This window comes from Promicromonospora sp. NPDC052451, from assembly GCF_044547525.1.
Taxonomy (GTDB): Bacteria; Actinomycetota; Actinomycetes; order Actinomycetales; family Cellulomonadaceae; genus Promicromonospora.
Map to the genome: position 1 here is coordinate 162,796 of NZ_JBIUAP010000006.1, position 17,142 is coordinate 179,937.

The 17,142-nt window shown below is 72.5% G+C and carries 14 protein-coding genes; 3 read left to right on the plus strand and 11 right to left on the minus strand.

Features of this window, described 5'->3' with window-relative positions:
- Nucleotides 1-27 precede the first annotated feature (27 nt).
- The 7 genes from ACIG47_RS12660 to ACIG47_RS12690 all read right to left on the minus strand — a co-directional run bounded on the left by ACIG47_RS12660 (nt 28) and on the right by ACIG47_RS12690 (nt 9,105).
- Nucleotides 28-819 (minus strand): ABC transporter ATP-binding protein, encoded by a 792-nt coding sequence (locus ACIG47_RS12660; protein ID WP_397431112.1) that lies wholly within the window; start codon nt 817-819, stop codon nt 28-30.
- Nucleotides 816-1,625, minus strand: coding sequence for an ABC transporter permease (locus ACIG47_RS12665; protein WP_397431113.1), 810 nt, complete (start codon nt 1,623-1,625; stop codon nt 816-818). The genes ACIG47_RS12660 and ACIG47_RS12665 overlap by 4 nt, the downstream gene beginning before the upstream one ends.
- Nucleotides 1,622-2,878 (minus strand): ROK family protein, encoded by a 1,257-nt coding sequence (locus tag ACIG47_RS12670; protein WP_397431115.1) that lies wholly within the window; start codon nt 2,876-2,878, stop codon nt 1,622-1,624. Before ACIG47_RS12670 ends, ACIG47_RS12665 begins: the two co-directional genes overlap by 4 nt.
- A gap of 147 nt (nt 2,879-3,025) precedes the next feature.
- Nucleotides 3,026-5,479 carry a family 43 glycosylhydrolase gene (locus ACIG47_RS12675; protein ID WP_397431117.1) on the minus strand — a complete coding sequence of 818 codons (2,454 nt, stop codon included), beginning with the start codon at nt 5,477-5,479 and terminating at the stop codon, nt 3,026-3,028.
- 451 nt (nt 5,480-5,930) lie between these two features.
- Nucleotides 5,931-6,767 (minus strand): carbohydrate ABC transporter permease, encoded by an 837-nt coding sequence (locus ACIG47_RS12680; RefSeq protein WP_397431118.1) that lies wholly within the window; start codon nt 6,765-6,767, stop codon nt 5,931-5,933.
- A 2-nt stretch (nt 6,768-6,769) separates the two neighbouring features.
- The gene (locus tag ACIG47_RS12685; RefSeq protein ID WP_397431119.1) at nt 6,770-7,717 is read right to left on the minus strand and encodes a carbohydrate ABC transporter permease; all 948 of its coding nucleotides are present in this window, start codon (nt 7,715-7,717) and stop codon (nt 6,770-6,772) included.
- Entirely contained in the window at nt 7,714-9,105 is a 1,392-nt protein-coding gene (locus tag ACIG47_RS12690) for an ABC transporter substrate-binding protein (protein ID WP_397431121.1), read from the minus strand. Before ACIG47_RS12690 ends, ACIG47_RS12685 begins: the two co-directional genes overlap by 4 nt.
- 164 nt (nt 9,106-9,269) lie before the next feature.
- On the opposite strand from ACIG47_RS12690, the gene ACIG47_RS12695 reads away from it, so the two are divergent.
- Nucleotides 9,270-10,199 (plus strand): sugar-binding transcriptional regulator, encoded by a 930-nt coding sequence (locus ACIG47_RS12695; RefSeq protein ID WP_397431122.1) that lies wholly within the window; start codon nt 9,270-9,272, stop codon nt 10,197-10,199.
- Here the strand turns inward: ACIG47_RS12695 and ACIG47_RS12700 are convergent, their stop codons facing one another.
- Together ACIG47_RS12700 and ACIG47_RS12705 are read right to left on the minus strand one after the other, a co-directional pair.
- Nucleotides 10,200-11,702 carry a mannitol dehydrogenase family protein gene (locus tag ACIG47_RS12700; RefSeq protein ID WP_397431124.1) on the minus strand — a complete coding sequence of 501 codons (1,503 nt, stop codon included), beginning with the start codon at nt 11,700-11,702 and terminating at the stop codon, nt 10,200-10,202.
- A gap of 88 nt (nt 11,703-11,790) precedes the next feature.
- Nucleotides 11,791-12,648: an SDR family NAD(P)-dependent oxidoreductase gene (locus ACIG47_RS12705; RefSeq protein WP_397431125.1), complete on the minus strand. Its 858-nt coding sequence runs from the start codon at nt 12,646-12,648 to the stop codon at nt 11,791-11,793.
- Between the two features lie 59 nt (nt 12,649-12,707).
- Here ACIG47_RS12705 and ACIG47_RS12710 point away from each other — a divergent pair, with 59 nt between their 5' ends.
- A complete protein-coding gene (locus tag ACIG47_RS12710) occupies nt 12,708-13,391 on the plus strand; it encodes a TetR family transcriptional regulator (protein ID WP_397431127.1) in 684 nt (227 codons plus the stop codon).
- A gap of 4 nt (nt 13,392-13,395) precedes the next feature.
- Here ACIG47_RS12710 and ACIG47_RS12715 read toward each other — a convergent pair whose 3' ends face one another.
- The gene (locus tag ACIG47_RS12715; protein WP_397431129.1) at nt 13,396-14,346 is read right to left on the minus strand and encodes a helix-turn-helix transcriptional regulator; all 951 of its coding nucleotides are present in this window, start codon (nt 14,344-14,346) and stop codon (nt 13,396-13,398) included.
- Between the two features lie 91 nt (nt 14,347-14,437).
- Here ACIG47_RS12715 and ACIG47_RS12720 point away from each other — a divergent pair, with 91 nt between their 5' ends.
- Nucleotides 14,438-15,598 carry an epoxide hydrolase family protein gene (locus tag ACIG47_RS12720; protein WP_397431130.1) on the plus strand — a complete coding sequence of 387 codons (1,161 nt, stop codon included), beginning with the start codon at nt 14,438-14,440 and terminating at the stop codon, nt 15,596-15,598.
- Nucleotides 15,599-15,677: 79 nt separating this feature from the next.
- Here ACIG47_RS12720 and aztD read toward each other — a convergent pair whose 3' ends face one another.
- A complete protein-coding gene (aztD, locus tag ACIG47_RS12725) occupies nt 15,678-16,973 on the minus strand; it encodes a zinc metallochaperone AztD (RefSeq protein WP_397431132.1) in 1,296 nt (431 codons plus the stop codon).
- Nucleotides 16,974-17,142 lie beyond the last annotated feature (169 nt).

The window sequence follows — 17,142 nt, forward strand, 5'->3', positions numbered from 1 at the left end:
CTGGTTCTGGGTCGGGCCCGGCCGCGGTCAGCGGGCGGCGGGCTGGTGGTAGACGGCGCGCCAGACGCGGTTGCGCAGCTGCGCGAACTCGGGGCTGAGCCGCACCTCCTCGGTGCGCGGGTAGGGCAGGTCCACGTCGATCACCTCGTGGATGCGGCCCGGCCGGGCGGCCATGACCACGACGCGGCCGGCGAGGAACACCGCCTCGTCCACGTCGTGGGTGATGAACAGGACGGTGCGCTTCTCGCTGCTCCACGTCTGCAGGAGCTGTTCCTGCAGCCGGACGCGGGTCAGGGCGTCCAGGGCCCCGAACGGCTCGTCCATGAGCAGGATCGAGGGGTCGACGGCGTAGGCGCGGGCGATCGCGCACCGCTGCTTCATGCCGCCCGACAGGGTCTTGGGCAGCGCGTCCGCGAACTGCTCCAGGCCCACGAGGCGCACGTAGTGCTCGGCACGCTCGCGCCGCTCTGCGGCAGGCAGGCCGGCGACCTTGAGCCCGAACTCGACGTTCTTGCGCACGGTCAGCCACGGGAACAGCGCGTACTGCTGGAAGATGACGCCGCGCTCGGGGCCGGGCCCCGTCACCGGAGCGCCGTCGACCAGCACCTCGCCCGACGTCGGCGCCTCCAGGCCCGCGACGATGTTCATCAGGGTGGACTTGCCGCAGCCCGACGGCCCGACCACGGTGACGAACTCGTTGTCCGCGACGTCGAGCCGGACACCGTCGAGCGCGACGAACTCCTCGTCCTTCAGGGCGAACGTCTTGCGGGCGTCCCGGACGGAGATCTTGGCGGTACCCGCCAGGGTGCTGGTGGTCATCGGCGCTCCTGCCATCCGGTCAGCCGGGTCTCCGCGAGCAGCAGCAGCCGGTCCATCACGAGGCCGAGCACGCCGATGGCGACGATGGAGACGAAGATCGTCGCGAGGTCGTAGTAGGTCTGGGCCTGCTGCATGCGGAACCCGAGGCCCGCCTGCGCCGCCAGCAGCTCGGCGGCCACGAGGGTGGCCCACGCCGAGCCGAGGCCCACGCGCATGCCCACGAGGATGAACGGCGACGACGCCGGCACCACCACGCGCAGGAAGATCGTGCCGTCCTTGGCGCCCAGCACCCGGGCCGCGTTGATCAGCGTCCGGTCCACGCTCACCACGCCCTGGTACGTCGAGATGACGCACGCCAGGAACGCGGCCAGGAAGATGACGAACACCTTGGGCAGCTCACCGATACCCATGAGCACCAGCACGAGCGGCAGCAGCGCGAGCGGCGGGATGGTGCGGAAGAACTGGATCCACGGCTCGAACAGGCCCCGAGCCGGCACGTACCAGCCCATGAGGAACCCGACCGGGATCGCGGCCGCCGAACCGAGCAGGAACCCGGCCAGGACCCGGCCCAGGCTCGCCAGCAGGTCCTCGGCCAGGGTGCCGTCGGCGGCGAGCTGTACGCCCTTGGCCAGCACCTCGGGCGGCGTCGGGAGCTGGAGTCCGGTCAGGGCCAGCACCCACCAGACGCCGATGCCGCCCACGATCGAGACGGTGTTGAGCACCAGCAGGGTGGTTCTGCGCCCGGCGCGCCGCCGGGGTGGTGACCCGGTCCTCGCCGGGGTCGGGGTGGACACGGTCGCGGTCACTGGGCTCTCCTCAGGCGTGGGGGCAACGACTCGGGAAGGACCTCGCGCAGGGCTCCGCGGCGTCCGGCCTCGGGGTGGGGGTAGCCGGCCAGGAGGGGCGAGAGGTGGAAGGCGGCGGCGAGCGCACCTAGCGCGCCGTCGGTGTCGCGCAGGCGGCCGGGGCGCACGAGCACGGGTTCGGCGGCGGGCAGCGGGTGCAGCTCGTAGCGCAGCGTGGCGGCCGCCTGCTCGACGATCACGGGCGCCACGTGCACGATCTCCCCGCCGATCACCACCTCGTCGGGGTCCAGCGTGAGCGCGGCCATCGCGAGCACCCGGCCGACGGCGGCGCCGACCTCGCGCAGCACGCCCTCGGCCGCCGGGTCGCTGGTGGCCACCACCGCCGCGAGGTCGTCGAGCGTGTGCACCTCGACCCCCTGCGCGCGGCAGGCGGCCAGCACGGCGGGCGTCGACGCGACGGTCTCCAGGCAGCCGCGCTTGCCGCAGCGGCACCGCGTACCGGCCGGGTCGACGGACACGTGGCCCAGCTCCCCCGCGAACCCGTGGGCGCCCGTGCCGATGCGGCCGCTGACCACGAGGCCGCCGCCCACGCCGTCGGACAGCCGCACGTACAACAGGTCGGTGGCGCTCTCGGGCTGGGACACGGCCTCCGCGAGCGCCGCGAGCCGCGTGTTGTTGTCGACGACGACGGGAGCGCCGAACCGGTCGGCGAACGCGCCCCGCACGTCGTCGGGCGCGGAGCGGCGCGCCCACGGTACGGGTGCGCCGTCCGGCCGCCGTCCGCCGTAGGGTCCGACGACGCCGATGCCGACCGCCTGCAGCTCGCCGAAGTGGAGGCCGTGCTCGCTGGCGAGCCGGTCGATGAGCGCGAAGGCGAGGTCGAGCCGCTCGGACCACGGGGTGTCGTCCGCGTAGTGCTCGACGCCGGACGCGACGGTCTCGCGCGTCGCGTCGGCGACGGCCGCCCGGACCCGCCGGTGCCCGAAGTCGACGCCGAGGTACTGGCCGGACCCGGGGTCCAGCGCCAGCCGTTCGGCGGGCCGGCCGCTGCCGCGGCGGGTGGCGGCGTCGGTGTCGAGCACGACGATGGCGCCGCGGCGCAGGAGCTCGGCGGTGGTCTCCGAGAGGGTGGTGCGGGACAGGCCCACGCGGCGGGCGAGCTCGGCGCGGCTCAGGGGGCCGTCGCGCAGGGCACCGAGGACGCGGCCTTCATGGGCGCGGCGCGCGGTGCTGCCGGGTGTCGTCGTCGACATGCGAGCGACCATAGAAACCTCCGTTTTTTCCGTCAACACCCCGGCAAAATACCCGCCCCTTTCGCCCGCCTCCCGAACAGAACCCCGGTCCGTTGAGTGCTGGGTCTTCGCCCTCCCGGCACCCGAAGAAGGGCGAAGACCCAGCACTCAGCGGGTCCGGTCGAGGGTGTGGGTGCGGACGTAGGCGAAGCGGGCCTCCGCGCCCGGGGTGTTCATGGCGACCAGGCCGATGCGCAGGGGCTTGTCCGACGGGAGCGTCCAGACCCCGCCCCAGCGCCACGTCTCGCCGTCGGTGCTGGAGGCCATGCGCACCTCGTACTCGTCGTGCGCCGCGTCCTCGTGCACCGCCAGGCGCAGCCACGTCGTCTCCCCGGGCGCCGCACCCCACATCGGTGCGGCGTACACGGCCGCCGGAGGCGTGCTGGTCGGCCGGGCGGCCTCCTTGGTGAACTCCACCATCTGCGCGACGCTGCCCGGCTTGCGCTGCAGGCCGAGCTGGGAGTGCACCAGCTTCACGAACTGGTCGTCGTCGGCGTACAGGACCAGGCCGGCCTGCTTGTTCACGCCGACGCCGTCCAGCTCCAGGCGGGTCTCCACCAGGTAGTCGCCCTCGGGGGCGTCCCGCGTCAGCACCGAGGCGGTGTTGTTCCCGAGGTGCAGCTCGGCGGCCTGGGTCGGCCACGCGAGGGCGCCGTCCTCCAGCCGGACGCCGTCCGCCGGGCCACGGACCCAGGTCCAGCCCGATCCCGGCCCGCCCGGCACCACGTCGCCGTCGAACTCGTCCGAGGCGTCCGGCAGCAGCGCGCCGGGCTGCGGGTTCGGCACCCGCTCGGTCACCGGCTCGGCGTCCGCGACGAGGCTGACGTTGTCGGCGTCGGCCCGGCCGCGCGCGGTCACGCCCACCGGCACGGGGTTCCCGGACGGACGCCCCCGGTCCCGCAGCGTGACGGTGCCGAGCGGGTCCTTGAGGTTGTCGGCCGAGACGGTCGCGGTGTACGTCCCGCCGGCGCGGTCGAGGGTCACGACGGACCAGTCCTCGTACCCGAACGTCTCCGGCAGGTCCGCGGCCGCCCGGACGGCGCGCGGACCGTGACCGGACTCGACGCGCAGCTCCCCGGCCGCCCGGTCCACCCATGCGGTCACCCGGTGCGCGCCCGTGCCGAGCGTGAGCCCCGCGGCGCCGTCCGCACCGGGTACGCGCACGTCCGCCTGCGCGCGCACGTCGCCGCCGGTCCGAACCCGGCTGACCAGGGACGATCCGTCGAGTCGCACGTACGGCCCGGCATCGGGCGCCTCGGCGACCGCGACGTCGCCGTCGGCGCGCCAGCCGTCGAGGGAACCGTCCGCGAACGTCGTTCCGACGGCGCTGGTGGTGACCGGCGCGGCCTGCGGACCCGACGACGGCCCGGCGCCCGCGTTGACCACCGGCCAGCCGTCCATCCAGTCGAGCCGGTCGATCATGAGCGGCCGCTTGGACAGGTTGAGCACGCCGTTGCGGGTCTCCACGGGCGGGAAGTCGGGGTCGTCGGCCGGGATCGCGTGGTACGCCATCCAGTCCTGGCCCGCCAGGTCGGTGACCACCGAGTGGTGGCCCGGGCCCACGAAGCCGTTGCCGTTCGAGGTCAGCACGTAGCCGCCCTTGCTCGACTCGGCCATGAGGTCCACGCCGTCGTCGTCCAGGAACGGGCCCCGCGGGCTCTCGCTGCGCCCCACCTTGACGGTGTAGCCGCTGTAGGCGCCCTCGCAGCAGCCGGCGTCGGAGTACATCAGGTAGTAGAGGTCGTCGTGGCGCACCACGTAGGCCCCCTCCATGCGGCGGCCCTGCGCCACCTGGGTCACGGGACCGGTCAGCTCCCCCGCCCCGGGCGTCAGCTCCGAGACGCAGACGATGTCGTAGCTGCCCCAGTACAGGTAGAGCGTGCCGTCATCGTCGGTGAACAGTGCCTGGTCGATGTTGCCCGTGGGACAGCCGTCGATCGGTGCCGACGGGACGAGCAGCTCGTCGCGGTGGGTCCACGGGCCGGTCGGCGTCGGCGCGGTGGCCACCGCGAGCCCGCCCGTGGACAGGCCATAGGTGAGCAGGTACTCGCCGTCGACGTAGCGGACGTCGGGGGCCCAGGCGCGGGAGTTGTCCCGCCAGGTGGCCGGGACCTCGTCCGGCTGGATCACCTCCCCCGCGTACTCCCAGGTCACCAGGTCGGTGGACCGCAGGATCGGCAGGATCCGCTCCCCCGGCTCGCCCTGGCTGTTGAACACGGGGTTCTGCGTGCCGTACGCGTACCAGGCGCCGTCCTTGCCGCGGATGACGGCCGGGTCGGGGAAGGTGTCGGTGACGCCGGCGGTGACGGGGTTGGCGTAGGTGGTGGCCGCGGTCGGCGGGGTGGGGGACGTCGCGGCGGCGGCGATACCGGCGGCGTCGGGGTTCGGGACAGCGGCGTCGGCGACGGCGATGTCGGCGACCGCGGCGTCAGCGTCCGCGACTGCGGCGCCAGCGTCCGCGGCCAACGGCAGCGGGGCGACCCCCGCGGCGAGCACGGACGCGACGAATGCCGCGACCCAGCCGGTGCGGACAGGTCTCCGTTGATCTGATCCAAGGCGCATGTCCCCATCGAACGAGCGCCGATTTTCTCCGGCAAGTACCCGACAGAAAAAGTAGGGAATTCTGCCGGAGCCCGGCGGTTCCGGCCCTCCGCCGCTACTGATCCCGGTTCACCAGGCCCCAGGAGACCGTCATCCACCAGCAGACGGTCGCCCACGGCCTGCGAAACAAGACTCAGCCCGCCGGCGGCCCGGGCCGGGGCCATCACCGACCACCACTCGCCGGCCTCCCGCCTTGGCCGCTGCCCGCCGGACCACCGGGCCGCCCACGCCCACCGGCCCGTCCGCTGGCCGCCCACCGGGCCACCGGGCCGCCCACGCCCACCGGGCCGCCCACCGGAGAGCAGACGCCCCCTGGCCCGCAGAAGTTGCCTTCTACCCAGCGATTGGGCCCGAAAACCGACGTGGTTCCGGGCCCAATCGCTGGGTAGAAGGCAACTTCCGCAGCCCGCTCCTACTTGATCGCCCCCATCGACAGCCCGCGCACGAGCTGCTTCTGCGCCACCCAGCCCGCAATGATCACCGGGAGGGACGCCAGCAGCGCCGCCGCGCACAGCCGGGCCAGGAACAGCCCCTCGCTGGTCATCGTCGACACGATGAGCACCGGCACCGTCGCCGCCCGCGAGGCGGTGAGGTTGAGCGCGAAGAAGAACTCGTTCCACGCGAAGATCACGCAGATCAGCGCCGTGGCCGCGATGCCGGGGGCCACCATCGGGATGAGCACCGACCGCAGGGTGCGCATCAGCCCGGCGCCGTCCACGGACGCCGCCTCCAGCACCTCCCCGGGCACCTCCAGGAAGAACGAGCGCATCATCCACACCGCGATCGGCAGGTTCATCGCCGTGTACAGGACCACCAGGGTCCAGATGTTGTCGAGCACCTTGAGCTGCCCGGCCACCACGTAGATGGGCACGATGACGGCCACGACGGGCAGCATCTTGGTGGAGATGAAGAAGAACAGCACGTCGCTGACCTTCTCCACCGGCCGGATGGACAGCGCGTACGCCGCCGGGACGCCCAGCAGCAGCACCAGCACGGTCGAGACGCCGGTCGCGATGGCGGAGTTGGCCACGTAGGTGCCCGAGCCGCCCTCGATCACGGCCCGGAACTGGTCCAGCGTGGGCGTGAAGAACCACGTGGGCGGGTCGGACGCCGCCTGGTTCTCCTGCTTGAACGCCGTGGCCGCCATCCAGGCCACCGGGAAGAAGAAGGCGAGCGCCAGCAACCAGGTCAGCGTCGTCAGCACGCCACCCGTGGTTCGACGGCGGTACGCGCGCGTCACGTCGGACATGCTCACTCCTTGACCTCGAAGCTGCGGAAGATGAGGCGCAGCGCGGCGGAGGCCACGATGATCGTGGCGATCACGACGACGACGCCCATGGCGGCGGCCTGCCCGATGTCGAACCCGAGGAACGCGCGCTGGTAGATGTAGAACGGCAGGTTGGCGCTGGCCGTACCGGGCCCGCCCGCCGTCATGAGGTAGATCTGGTCGAACGTGTTGACCACGTAGATGACGCCGAGCAGCACGCCCAGCTCGATGTACCGCCGCAGGTGCGGCAGCGTGATCGAGGTGAACGTGCGCCACGGCCCCGCGCCGTCGACCGACGCCGCCTCCAGCACGTCCTTCGGCTGGGCCTGGAGGCCCGCGAGCACGAGCAGCATCATGAACGGCGTCCACTGCCAGACCAGTGCCATCAGGATGGCGATCACCGGGTACGTCGACGTCCAGTCCACGGCCTCGATGCCGACCAGCCCGAGCGTCCAGTTGAACAGCCCGTACGTCGGGTTGAGCATCGCGACGGACCACAGCACCGAGGACGCCACGGGCATCACGAGGAACGGCGTGATGAGCATGGTGCGCGCCACGCTGCGGCCGAAGAAGGGCCGGTCCAGCAGCAGCGCGAGCACGATGCCGAGCACCATGGCCACCAGCACGCAGCCGAGCGTGATGACCACGGAGTTCAGGGCGGTCTGCCGGAAGGTCGAGTCGGCGGCGATGTCCACGTAGTTGGACAGGCCCACGAAGATGTCCTCGCCCGGCCGCAGCAGGTTCTGCGAGCGCAGCGAGTACCAGATGGTCACGAGGAACGGCAGCTGCGTGACGATGATCGTGAAGATCAGGGCGGGCAGCAGCGGCCCGCGCCGGCGCCAGCCCTCCGCGCGGCTCACGGCGCGCTCGGACGCCGCGGCCCGGGCCGCCCGCCGCGAGCCCTCGAGCCGGTCGATGGTCGAGGTGCTCATTGCTCCTCCTGGGCCCGGTAGGTCTCCGCCACGGTGTCGGCGTAGCGCTGGGACTGTGCGATGGCCTCGTCCACCGAGACCTGGCCGGCGATCGCCGCGGACATCTGCTGGCCCACGCGCGTGCCGAGGTCCTGGAACTCGGGGATGCCCACGAACTGGATGCCCGGGTAGGGCACCGGGTGGGTCATGGCCGACTCCTGGGTGGCCCCGTTCATCGACTCCAGGGTGGCGTCGGCGTACGCCTGCGAGACCTCGGCGTACTCGGGGATCTCGTAGGTGGACAGCCGGCTGCCCGGGGGCACCCGCTCCCAGCCGATCTCCTCGCCGACGGTCCTGATGTACTCCTTGTTCGTCATCCAGGACACGAAGTCCCAGGCGGCGTCCTTGTGCTGGCTCGTGGAGGGGATGGCCAGCGACCAGGAGTAGAGCCAGCCGGCCGACTCCGTGTCCGCCACGGGCGCGGGCGCGTAGCCGACCTTGCCCGCGACGGTCGAGGACGCCGGGTCCTCGATCGAGGAGACCATGGAGGTCGCGTCGTACCACATGGCCGACTGGCCCTGCGCGAACCGCGTGAGGCAGTCGCCGAAGCCCGACGTCGCGGCGCCCGGCTGGCCGTAGGACCGCACGGTGTCGACGTAGGTCTCGATGGCCTCGCGGCTCTCGGGCGAGTCGAGGGTGGCGTTCCAGTCCTCGTCGAACCAGCCGCCGCCGAACGTGTTGATCGCGGTGCTCATGGGGGCCATGACCTCACCCCAGCCGGCCAGGCCACGCAGGCAGATGCCCGAGAAGTCCTGTGCCGGGTCGTTCAGCTCGCCGGCCAGCTCGCGCACGTCGTCCCAGGTGGGGTTGGCGGGCATCTCCAGGCCCGCCTCCTCGAACAAGTCGGCGCGGTAGGCCAGGAAGGACGACTCGCCGTAGAACGGCACGGAGTACATGTCGCCGTCGCGCGAGAGGGCCTCACGGACGCTGGGCACGAAGTCCTCGGCGTCGTAGCCCTCGGTGTCGTCGATGTACGGCTGCAGGTTCTCGATCCAGCCGTTCTCGGCCCACATGGGCGTCTCGTAGTTGGAGATCATGACGACGTCGAACTCGCCGCCGCCGGTGGCCACGGACGCCGTGATCTTGGCGCGGGCCTCGTTCTCGGGCAGCGACACGAACCGCACGTCGACGCCCGGGTGGGCGGCCCGGAACTCGTCCTGCAGCGAGATCGCGTCCTGCATCTGCGGGTTCGAGACGATCGCGACCACGATCTGCTCGCCCTCGCCACCGCCCACGGCGCCCGCCCCGGCACAGCCGGACAGGGCCAGCGTGACGGCTGCCGCCCCGGCGGCCAGCGTCGCTCTCACCGGCACGCCCGGCGCCGGGTTACCCCTTGGAGGTCGGAACATCCTCGTCCTCTCCTTGGCACAGCCTCTCCGCCGCGCTCATTTGAGAAATCTTTCTTGCTCATCTGCATCCGCAGAGTAGTTGGGTATGCTCAGGTGAGCAAGACCCCCCGCTCAACAGTCGCTCTACCGTTCCCCGCCACCGCCTGCGGGGAGTGAGGACGCAGGTGACCCAGAACGACTCCAACCTCATGGTCGAGGTGAGTACCGACTACTACGTCGACGGCAAGTCGAAGGTGGAGATCGCGCGTCATCGCGGCATCTCCCGGTTCCAGGTCGCCCGCCTGCTCACGCAAGCCCGGGAGCAGGGCGTGGTCCGCATCGAGATCACGCCGCCGCGGGTCGACGGCGAGCGCGGCGCACGACTGGCCGCCCGGCTCGGCGTGCGCGAGGTGCTCGTCGCGGCCAGCGGCGAGGACACGCTGAGCACCCGGGAGAACGTGGCGGTCGAGCTCGCCCGCACCGCGCGCGAGCACATCACGGAGGGCTCGACCGTGGGCGTCTCGTGGTCCCGCACGGTCGAGGCCGCGGTGCGGCACATCGGCCGCCTGCCGCACTGCGACGTCGTGCAGCTCGTCGGCGCGCTGCCCGTGGAGGGCAGCGGCAACTCGCTCGGGCTCATCAACACGTTCGCCCAGATGCCGGGCGTGCGCACGTGGCCCGTGTGGTCACCGCTCCTGGTGGCCGACGCCGCGACCGCCGCCGGCATGCGCCGGCAGCCGGAGATCGCCGACGCGCTGGCCCGCGCGGACCACCTGGACGTCGCCGTCGTGGCGATCGGCCACTGGTCCGAGCGCACGTCCACGGTGTTCCCCCAGATCAGCACCGAGGAGCAGCAGGCCGCCACCGCCGCGGGCGCCGTCGCCGAGTGCTCGGGCCGACTGTTCGACTCCACCGGGCAGCCCGTGCGCACCAGCCTGGACGAGCGGGTCGTGGGCGTGACGCTCGAACAGCTCGTCGCGACGCCCGAGGTGATCGCCATCGGCTACGGCGCCGCCGTCGCCCCGGGCCTGGTGGCCGCCGTGCACGGCGGCATCGCCACCACCCTCGTGGTGGACGACGCCGCCGCGACGGCCCTGGAGGCCCTCACCCCCTGACTACGCGCTGACGCGCGCGACCAGGGCCTCCACCGTGGCGCGGGCACCCTTCTCGTGCAGGGATGCCAGCGCGGAGGCGTACGCGGCGGTGAACCGCTCGTCGTCGACGAGGTCACCGAAGACCTCTCGGTCGCGCAGGAAGGCGAGCGGGTCGTCCTGCTGCGCCAGGGCCGCGGCGTGCAGCCGCTCGGCCAGCCGGTCCACGATCTCGATCGGCTCCCCCACCTCGTCCACGCCCTCGTCGTACCGGGCCCAGGAGGCGACCACGAGCGCGGCATGGTCGATCGGCCCGCCGTGCGCCAGGTGGTACCGGACCACGGGCAGCAACCACTTGGGGATACGGTCCGACGACTCGGCGCACAGCCGCGCCAGCGTGTCCGCCACGTGCAGGTTGGCGAACCGCTCGATGAGGGTCCGCTTGTACAGGTCCAGGTCGATGCCGGGCACGGGCTCGAGCGTGGGCGTTCCCTCGTCGTCCATGTAGCCGAGCAGGAACCGTGCGAACACGTCCTGCCCCGCGACCTCGTGCGCGTACCGGTGGCCCGACAGGTACCCCACGTAGCACAGGGCCTGGTGGCTCGCGTTGAGCAGCCGCAGCTTCATCAGCTCGTACGGCTCGACGTCGGCCACCACCTGCACCCCGGCGTCCTCGAACGGGGGCCGGCCGGTGGGGAACGTGTCCTCCAGGGCCCACTGCTCGAACGGTTCGGCCACCACGGGCCAGGCGTCGTCGATGCCGAACCGTTCGGCGACCAGCGCCCGGTCGGCGTCGGTGGTGACCGGCGTGATCCGGTCGACCATCGAGCTGGGGAACGCGACGTGCTGCTCGATCCAGTCCGCGAGCTGCGCGTCCTTGGCACGGGCGAACGTGGTGAACGCCCGCTTCGCGACCTCGCCGTTGCCCTGGATGTTGTCGCAGCTCATCACGGTGAACGGCGGCACGCCGCGGTCGCGCCGACGGCGCAGGGCCTCGGTGACCAGCCCGAACGTCGTCGCCGGGACGGCACCGTCGGCCAGGTCCGCGGCGACCGCCGCGTCGGCCAGGTCGAACTCGCCGGTCACGTGGTGGATGTTGTACCCGCCCTCGGTCACCGTGAGCGAGACGATGCGGACCTCGGGCGAGGCCATCTTCTCCAGCACGGCCTCCGGGTCGTCGGGCGCCAGGAGGTACTCCGTGATCGACCCGATCACGCGCGCCTCCAGGCGCCCGTCCGGGTGCTTGAGCGCCAGGGTGTACAGGCCGTCCTGGGCGGCCAGCGCGTCGCGCATCCGGGCGTCGCCCGGCAGCACGCCGACCCCGCAGACCGCCCAGTCCAGCGCCTTGCCCTGGGACATCAGCCGGTCCAGGTACATCGCCTGGTGCGCGCGGTGGAAGCCACCCACGCCCAGGTGCACGATCCCGGTGGTCAGCCGCGACCGGTCGTAGGTGGGGACCGTGAGGTCCGCGCCCTGGGGCGCGGACGCCACCAGGCCGTCCACGGTCTCTTCGCTGAGTGCCGTCATCGTGCTCCTCCGCCGCCCTTCTGACTCCTGCGTGAAACGCCGTCAGGCTAACAGATGAGCGTCGGAGGAAGCACAGATGAGCGCCCGGTCAGGCCGGGGGCTCGACCGGGAAGGGCTCGCCGAAGTCCGCCGACCGGCTCACGGCGCTCCACCGCAGGTCCGACTCCAGCAGGCGGCGGTCCTGTGCCGCGGACATCTCGGCGGCGTTCACGCCGAGCGGCAGGTTGTCGGGCAGGTCGTCACGCCCGGCGAGCGTGACGAGGATCTGCGCCGCCCGGTCCGGGTCGCCCGCGGCTCCCGCGCCGGACTGCCGCATGCGCGCGTTCATGGCACCGACGGTGGACTCGTACTCCGACGGCACGTCGGCCACGGTCATGGACGCGCCGGCCCAGTCCGTCCGGAACCCGCTGGGCTCCACGACGAGCACCCGCACGCCGAACGGCGCCGTCTCGACCCGGAGCACCCGGCTGAACCCGTCGATGGCGAACTTCGCCGCCTGGTAGGACGCGATGCCCGGCGAGCCGCCGACCCGCCCGCCCACCGAGGAGAACTGGATCACGAGGCCGCCGCCCTGCTCGCGGAGCAGGGGGATCGCCGCCTTGGACACGTGGTAGACGCCCCAGAAGTTGGTCTCGAACTGGGTGCGGAAGTCGGCGTCCGAGGTGGTCTCGATCGGGGAGACGTTGGCGTAGCCCGCGTTGTTGACGATCACGTCGAGCCGCCCGAACCGGGCCGACGCCTCGGCGAGCGCCGCCTGGGCCGCCGCCGGGTCGGTCACGTCGAGCCGGAGCGGGAGCACCCGGTCGCCGTACTCGGCCACGAGGTCGTCGAGCTGTTCGGGGCGGCGCGCCGTGGCGGCGACCCGGTGGCCGGCGGCGAGGGCCGCACGGGCGAGGGAACGGCCGAAGCCGCGGGAGGAACCGGTGATGAACCATGTCTGCTGCATGGCTTTAATAAAACACCGTTGCTCTAAGTTGTACAACCCCGTTGCGCTAAGATGTGACCATGACGACAGGCGACTTCCAGCGAGCCCGCTCCCCCGAGGCCAAGCGCGTCCGGGAGGTCGCCATCCTCGACGCCGCCCGCCGGCTCGGCACCGAGCGGGGCATCCGGCAGGTCACGCTGACCGACATCGCGGACGCCGTGGGCATGCACAAGTCCGCGATGCTGCGGTACTTCGAGACGCGCGAGGAGATCTTCCTGCGCCTCACGGCCGAGGGCTGGCGGGACTGGGCGCCGGACCTCGCCGAGCGCCTGCGCGGCCTCGCGCGGCCCGACGCCGACGGCGTCGCCGCCGCGTTCGCGGCCTCGCTCGCCGCCCGAGGGATGTTCTGCGACCTGCTGGGCCAGACGCCGCTGAACCTGGAGCGCAACGTGTCGGTGGAGAAGGTCCGGGAGTTCAAGCTCACGACCGGCGAAGGGCTGGGCGTCATCGTCCCCGCCGTCCGCGCCGCGCTGCCGGGCCTGACCGAGCAGGACGGCGTCGACCTGATCGCCGCCGCGACCTCGATGGCGGGCACCTTCCACCAGATCGCCACCCCGGGGCCGGAGGTCGCGGAGCTCTACCGCTCCGACCCGCGCATGGCGCACGCCCTGGTCGAGGTGGAGCCGCGGCTGGCCCGGATCCTCGCCGCGATGCTCCGGGGCCTGGTCAGCGAGCGCACCGCCGGAACCGGCCGCACCGCCTGAGCCGTCACCCGCGGACGGCTGCCGCGTACCGCCGGGACAGCAGCGCCAGGTGTTCCACGAGGGCCGGCGGCCCGTCGGCCGTGAAGTCGAGCCCGAGCATGCCGATCCACACGGCCACCGTCTCGATGCTGTCCCCGCCGGTGACCAGCACGCACGTGGCGTCGTCCCGTGGCTCGACCGTGCCGACGGCGGGGTTGATGCGGTCCAGCACCTCGTGCGCCGGTGCGTGCACCAGGATCCGGGCGTGCACCGCCCAGCCCGTGCGCGCCACCTCGCGCACCACGAACTCGGTCAGGTCGAACGGCGGCTCCACGGGCGTGAACCGGCGTCCGCCCGGTGTGCGCAGCTCCAGCCAGTCCACGCGGAACGGCTCCCACCCGCCCGAGGCCACGTCCCGGCCCACGAGGTACCACCGGCGCTGCCACGCGACGAGGCGCGCCGGCTCCACCTCCCGCGGCTGCTCGCGGTACCAGAACCGCAGCCCCTGGTGGTCGCGGATCGCGGCGGCCAGCGCCGTGAGCAGCGCGGGGTCGACCGCGGGGTCGGTGACGTTGCTGTCGGTGTTCACGGGGCCCGCGCTCGTGGCGTCTCGCAGGGCGGCGACCTGGCGGCGCAGCCGGTCGGGCAGCACCTGCTCCAGCTTGCCCAGCGCGCGGGCGCTGCTCTCCTCGATCCCCGCCACGGCGTTCGCGGCCCGCAGCCCCACCGCGATGGCGACCGCCTCCTCGTCGTCGAGCACGAGGGGTGGCAGCCTGCCGCCCACGCCGAGCCGGTACCGCCCGCCGGGCCCGCGCACGGCGTCCACCGGGTAGCCCAGATCCCGCAGGCGGGCGACGTCGTTGCGCACCGTACGACCGGTGACGTCGAGGCGCGCGGCGAGCTCGGCGCCGGACCAGTCGGCGCGCGACTGCAGCAGACCCAGGAGGGCGAGCAGACGCCCCGCGGTGGCACTCATGGGACTCCTTTTCTCGCTTCTCGAACCCGATCTCGAATCAGCTCAGAATAGAGGAAAGAAGCGTTCCTGAACCCTTCGTAGTGTCGGAGACATGGACACCACGACGAACACCTCAGCCCCCACCGACATCCGGCCGTTCCGCATCGCGATCCCCCAGGCCGACCTCGACGACCTGGCCGACCGCCTCGCCCGGACCCGCTTCGCCCCGGCCGCCCCCGGCGACTCCTGGGACTACGGGACACCCGAGTCCTACCTGCGCGGCGCCGTCGACCGCTGGCGCACCGGCTTCGACTGGCGCGCCGTCGAGGAGCGGGCCAACAGCTTTCCGCAGTTCCTCACCGAGATCGACGGCCAGACGGTGCACTTCCTGCACGTCCGCTCGGCCGAGCCGGGCGCCCGGGCGCTCGTCCTGACCCACACCTACCCGGGCTCGTTCCTCGACTTCGTCGACATGATCGGCCCGCTCACCGACCCGGTGGCCCATGGCGGCCGCGCCGAGGACGCGTTCCACGTGGTGGTCCCGTCGATCCCCGGGTTCGGCTTCAGCACCCCGCTGAGCGAGCCGGCCGACGGCGGCTCCTGGACCATGGCCCGCGTGGCCCGCACCGTCGACACCCTGATGCGCCGGCTCGGCTACGAGTCCTACGGCGCGCACGGCAGCGACGCCGGGGCCATGGTCGGCCGGGAGCTGGCGGTCCTCGACCCGGCGGGCTTCCTGGGCGCCCACGTGCTCCAGCTCTTCTCGTTCCCCACGGGAGCCGAGGGCGAGATGGACGGGTTCGGCCCCAAGGAGTTCGCCGCCCTGGGGCACCTGCAGTGGTTCCAGAGCGTGGGCGGGTACAACGCGATGAACGGCTCCCGGCCCCAGACGATCGCGGCCGGGCTCAGCGACTCTCCGGTGGCCCAGCTCGCCTACAGCGAGCTGTTCGAGAACTTCGGCAACGGCACCAGCAAGGTCTCCCTCGACCAGGTGCTCGCCCAGGCCAGCCTCTACTGGCTCACCAACACCTCGGCCACCTCGGTGCGGTACCACTACACCGAGCAGCGCTCGGGCGCGGAGCCGGTGGTCAGCACGGGCCGGATCGGCGTGGCCGTCTTCGCCGACGACTTCCAGACCATCCGCGCGTTCGCCGAGCGCGACAACGCCCGGATCGAGCACTGGGCCGAGTACCCGGAGGGCGGCCACTACGCGGCCCTGGAGGTCCCCGAGGTCGTGGTGGAGGACCTCCGCGCCTTCTTCCCCCACTCCTGACCACCCCGGCAACGCCGAGTGCTGGACGTTCGCCCTCTCCGACCCCCGGAAGGGCGAACGTCCGGCACTCGGCGTCGGCTCAGTGGGCCTCGTGCGTGTGGGGCTCGCCGCCCGAGACGCCGTTCAGCTCGTTCGGGGTGACGCCCAGCTCGGCGGACTTCCAGACCTCACCCGTCTCGATGTCGACCGCGTGGATCGAGTCCGTGGCCGGGTCGGTCACGTACACCGAACCGTCCAGCGTCAGGATCGCGGGCCGCGGCTCCTGCCACTCGACCGGCTCCTCCCACTCGTCGATCACCGGGACGGACTTCGTCAGCTCGCCCGACTCCGGGTCGATCACGTGCACCTGGCCGTCCGTGCCGAGCACGAGGGCCTCGCCGTCGTCGCCCCGCGCGAGCGACCGGAAGGTGTACGACGACGGCAGGTCGACCAGCTCCAGCGACCCGTCCCGGGTGTCGATCAGGGAGACGCGGGTGGGACGCTCCAGCTCGGCGTCCTTGTCGGTCTTGTAGTCGCCCAGCACGATCGGCGACGCCTCGGAACCGGCCTGGTTGCCGATGCGGCCGTAGCTGTCGGGGGCCTCGACCTTGGTGATCTTGCCGTCCGCGTAGACGACGGCACCGTCCTCGCAGCCGATCACCACGGCCTCGTCGGCCGCGACGGCCTCGCCGTGCACGCCGGGGCACTCGTCCGACGCCGCGATCTCCTCGCCGTCGCCGTCCAGCACCCGGATGCCCGTCCGCGCGTCCTCGGTGCCCTCGGAGACCACGAGCGTGCCGTCGGTCAGCTCGACGGCCACGCCGTGGTGGGCCGACGGCGTCGTGTACTCCCGGGCGGCGGCGTCGGCGTCGGCCACGTGCTCGGAGTCGACGACCCGGACCAGGCCGGTGCCGTCGTCGAACAGGGCCGTACGGCCCTCGTGCACCACGACGTGACCGGGTTCGGTGGCGTCGTACCGCACCTCCGTCAGGGTGGGCTCGGCCGTCCAGTAGTGCGAGTGGTCACCGTGCGCCTCGGCCCAGGTGCCCAGGTCGAGGGCCTGGAAGCCGCCGGTGGTCGAGACCATCAGGTGCCGCTCGTCGCCGGCCGGGTTGAGCCGCGTGAAGCCCTCCAGCTCGACCTCGCCGACGGGCTCGAGGCTCATCGCGTCGAGCACGAGCACACCGCCGTCGTAGGTGACGGCGACACGCGGCGTGCTCGCCTGGACCTCGGTCGCGTCCGGCGCCTCGTGCTCGTCGGCCCCGTGCTCGTCGGTACCGGCCGACGACGACGGCGAGCCCGCCGCAGCGCCGTCGTCCGCCGCGCAGGCGCTCAGCAGGAGCAGGGACAGGGCGGCGCCGAGGCCGGCGGCCGTGCGGGTGGTGTGGTTTCTCATCGTGGTCGGGCGGCCCGGTCGGGGTCGCCCGCTCCTTTCTTCTAGAATGACAACCATTCTCATACCGGGCCAGAGTCAACCACGTATGAGAACGATTCTCAAACAGCCTCCGGCCGCGGGGCGCCCGCCTCCGCGGCAAGCTTCCGTCGAGGCCGGCAGAGAAGACGGG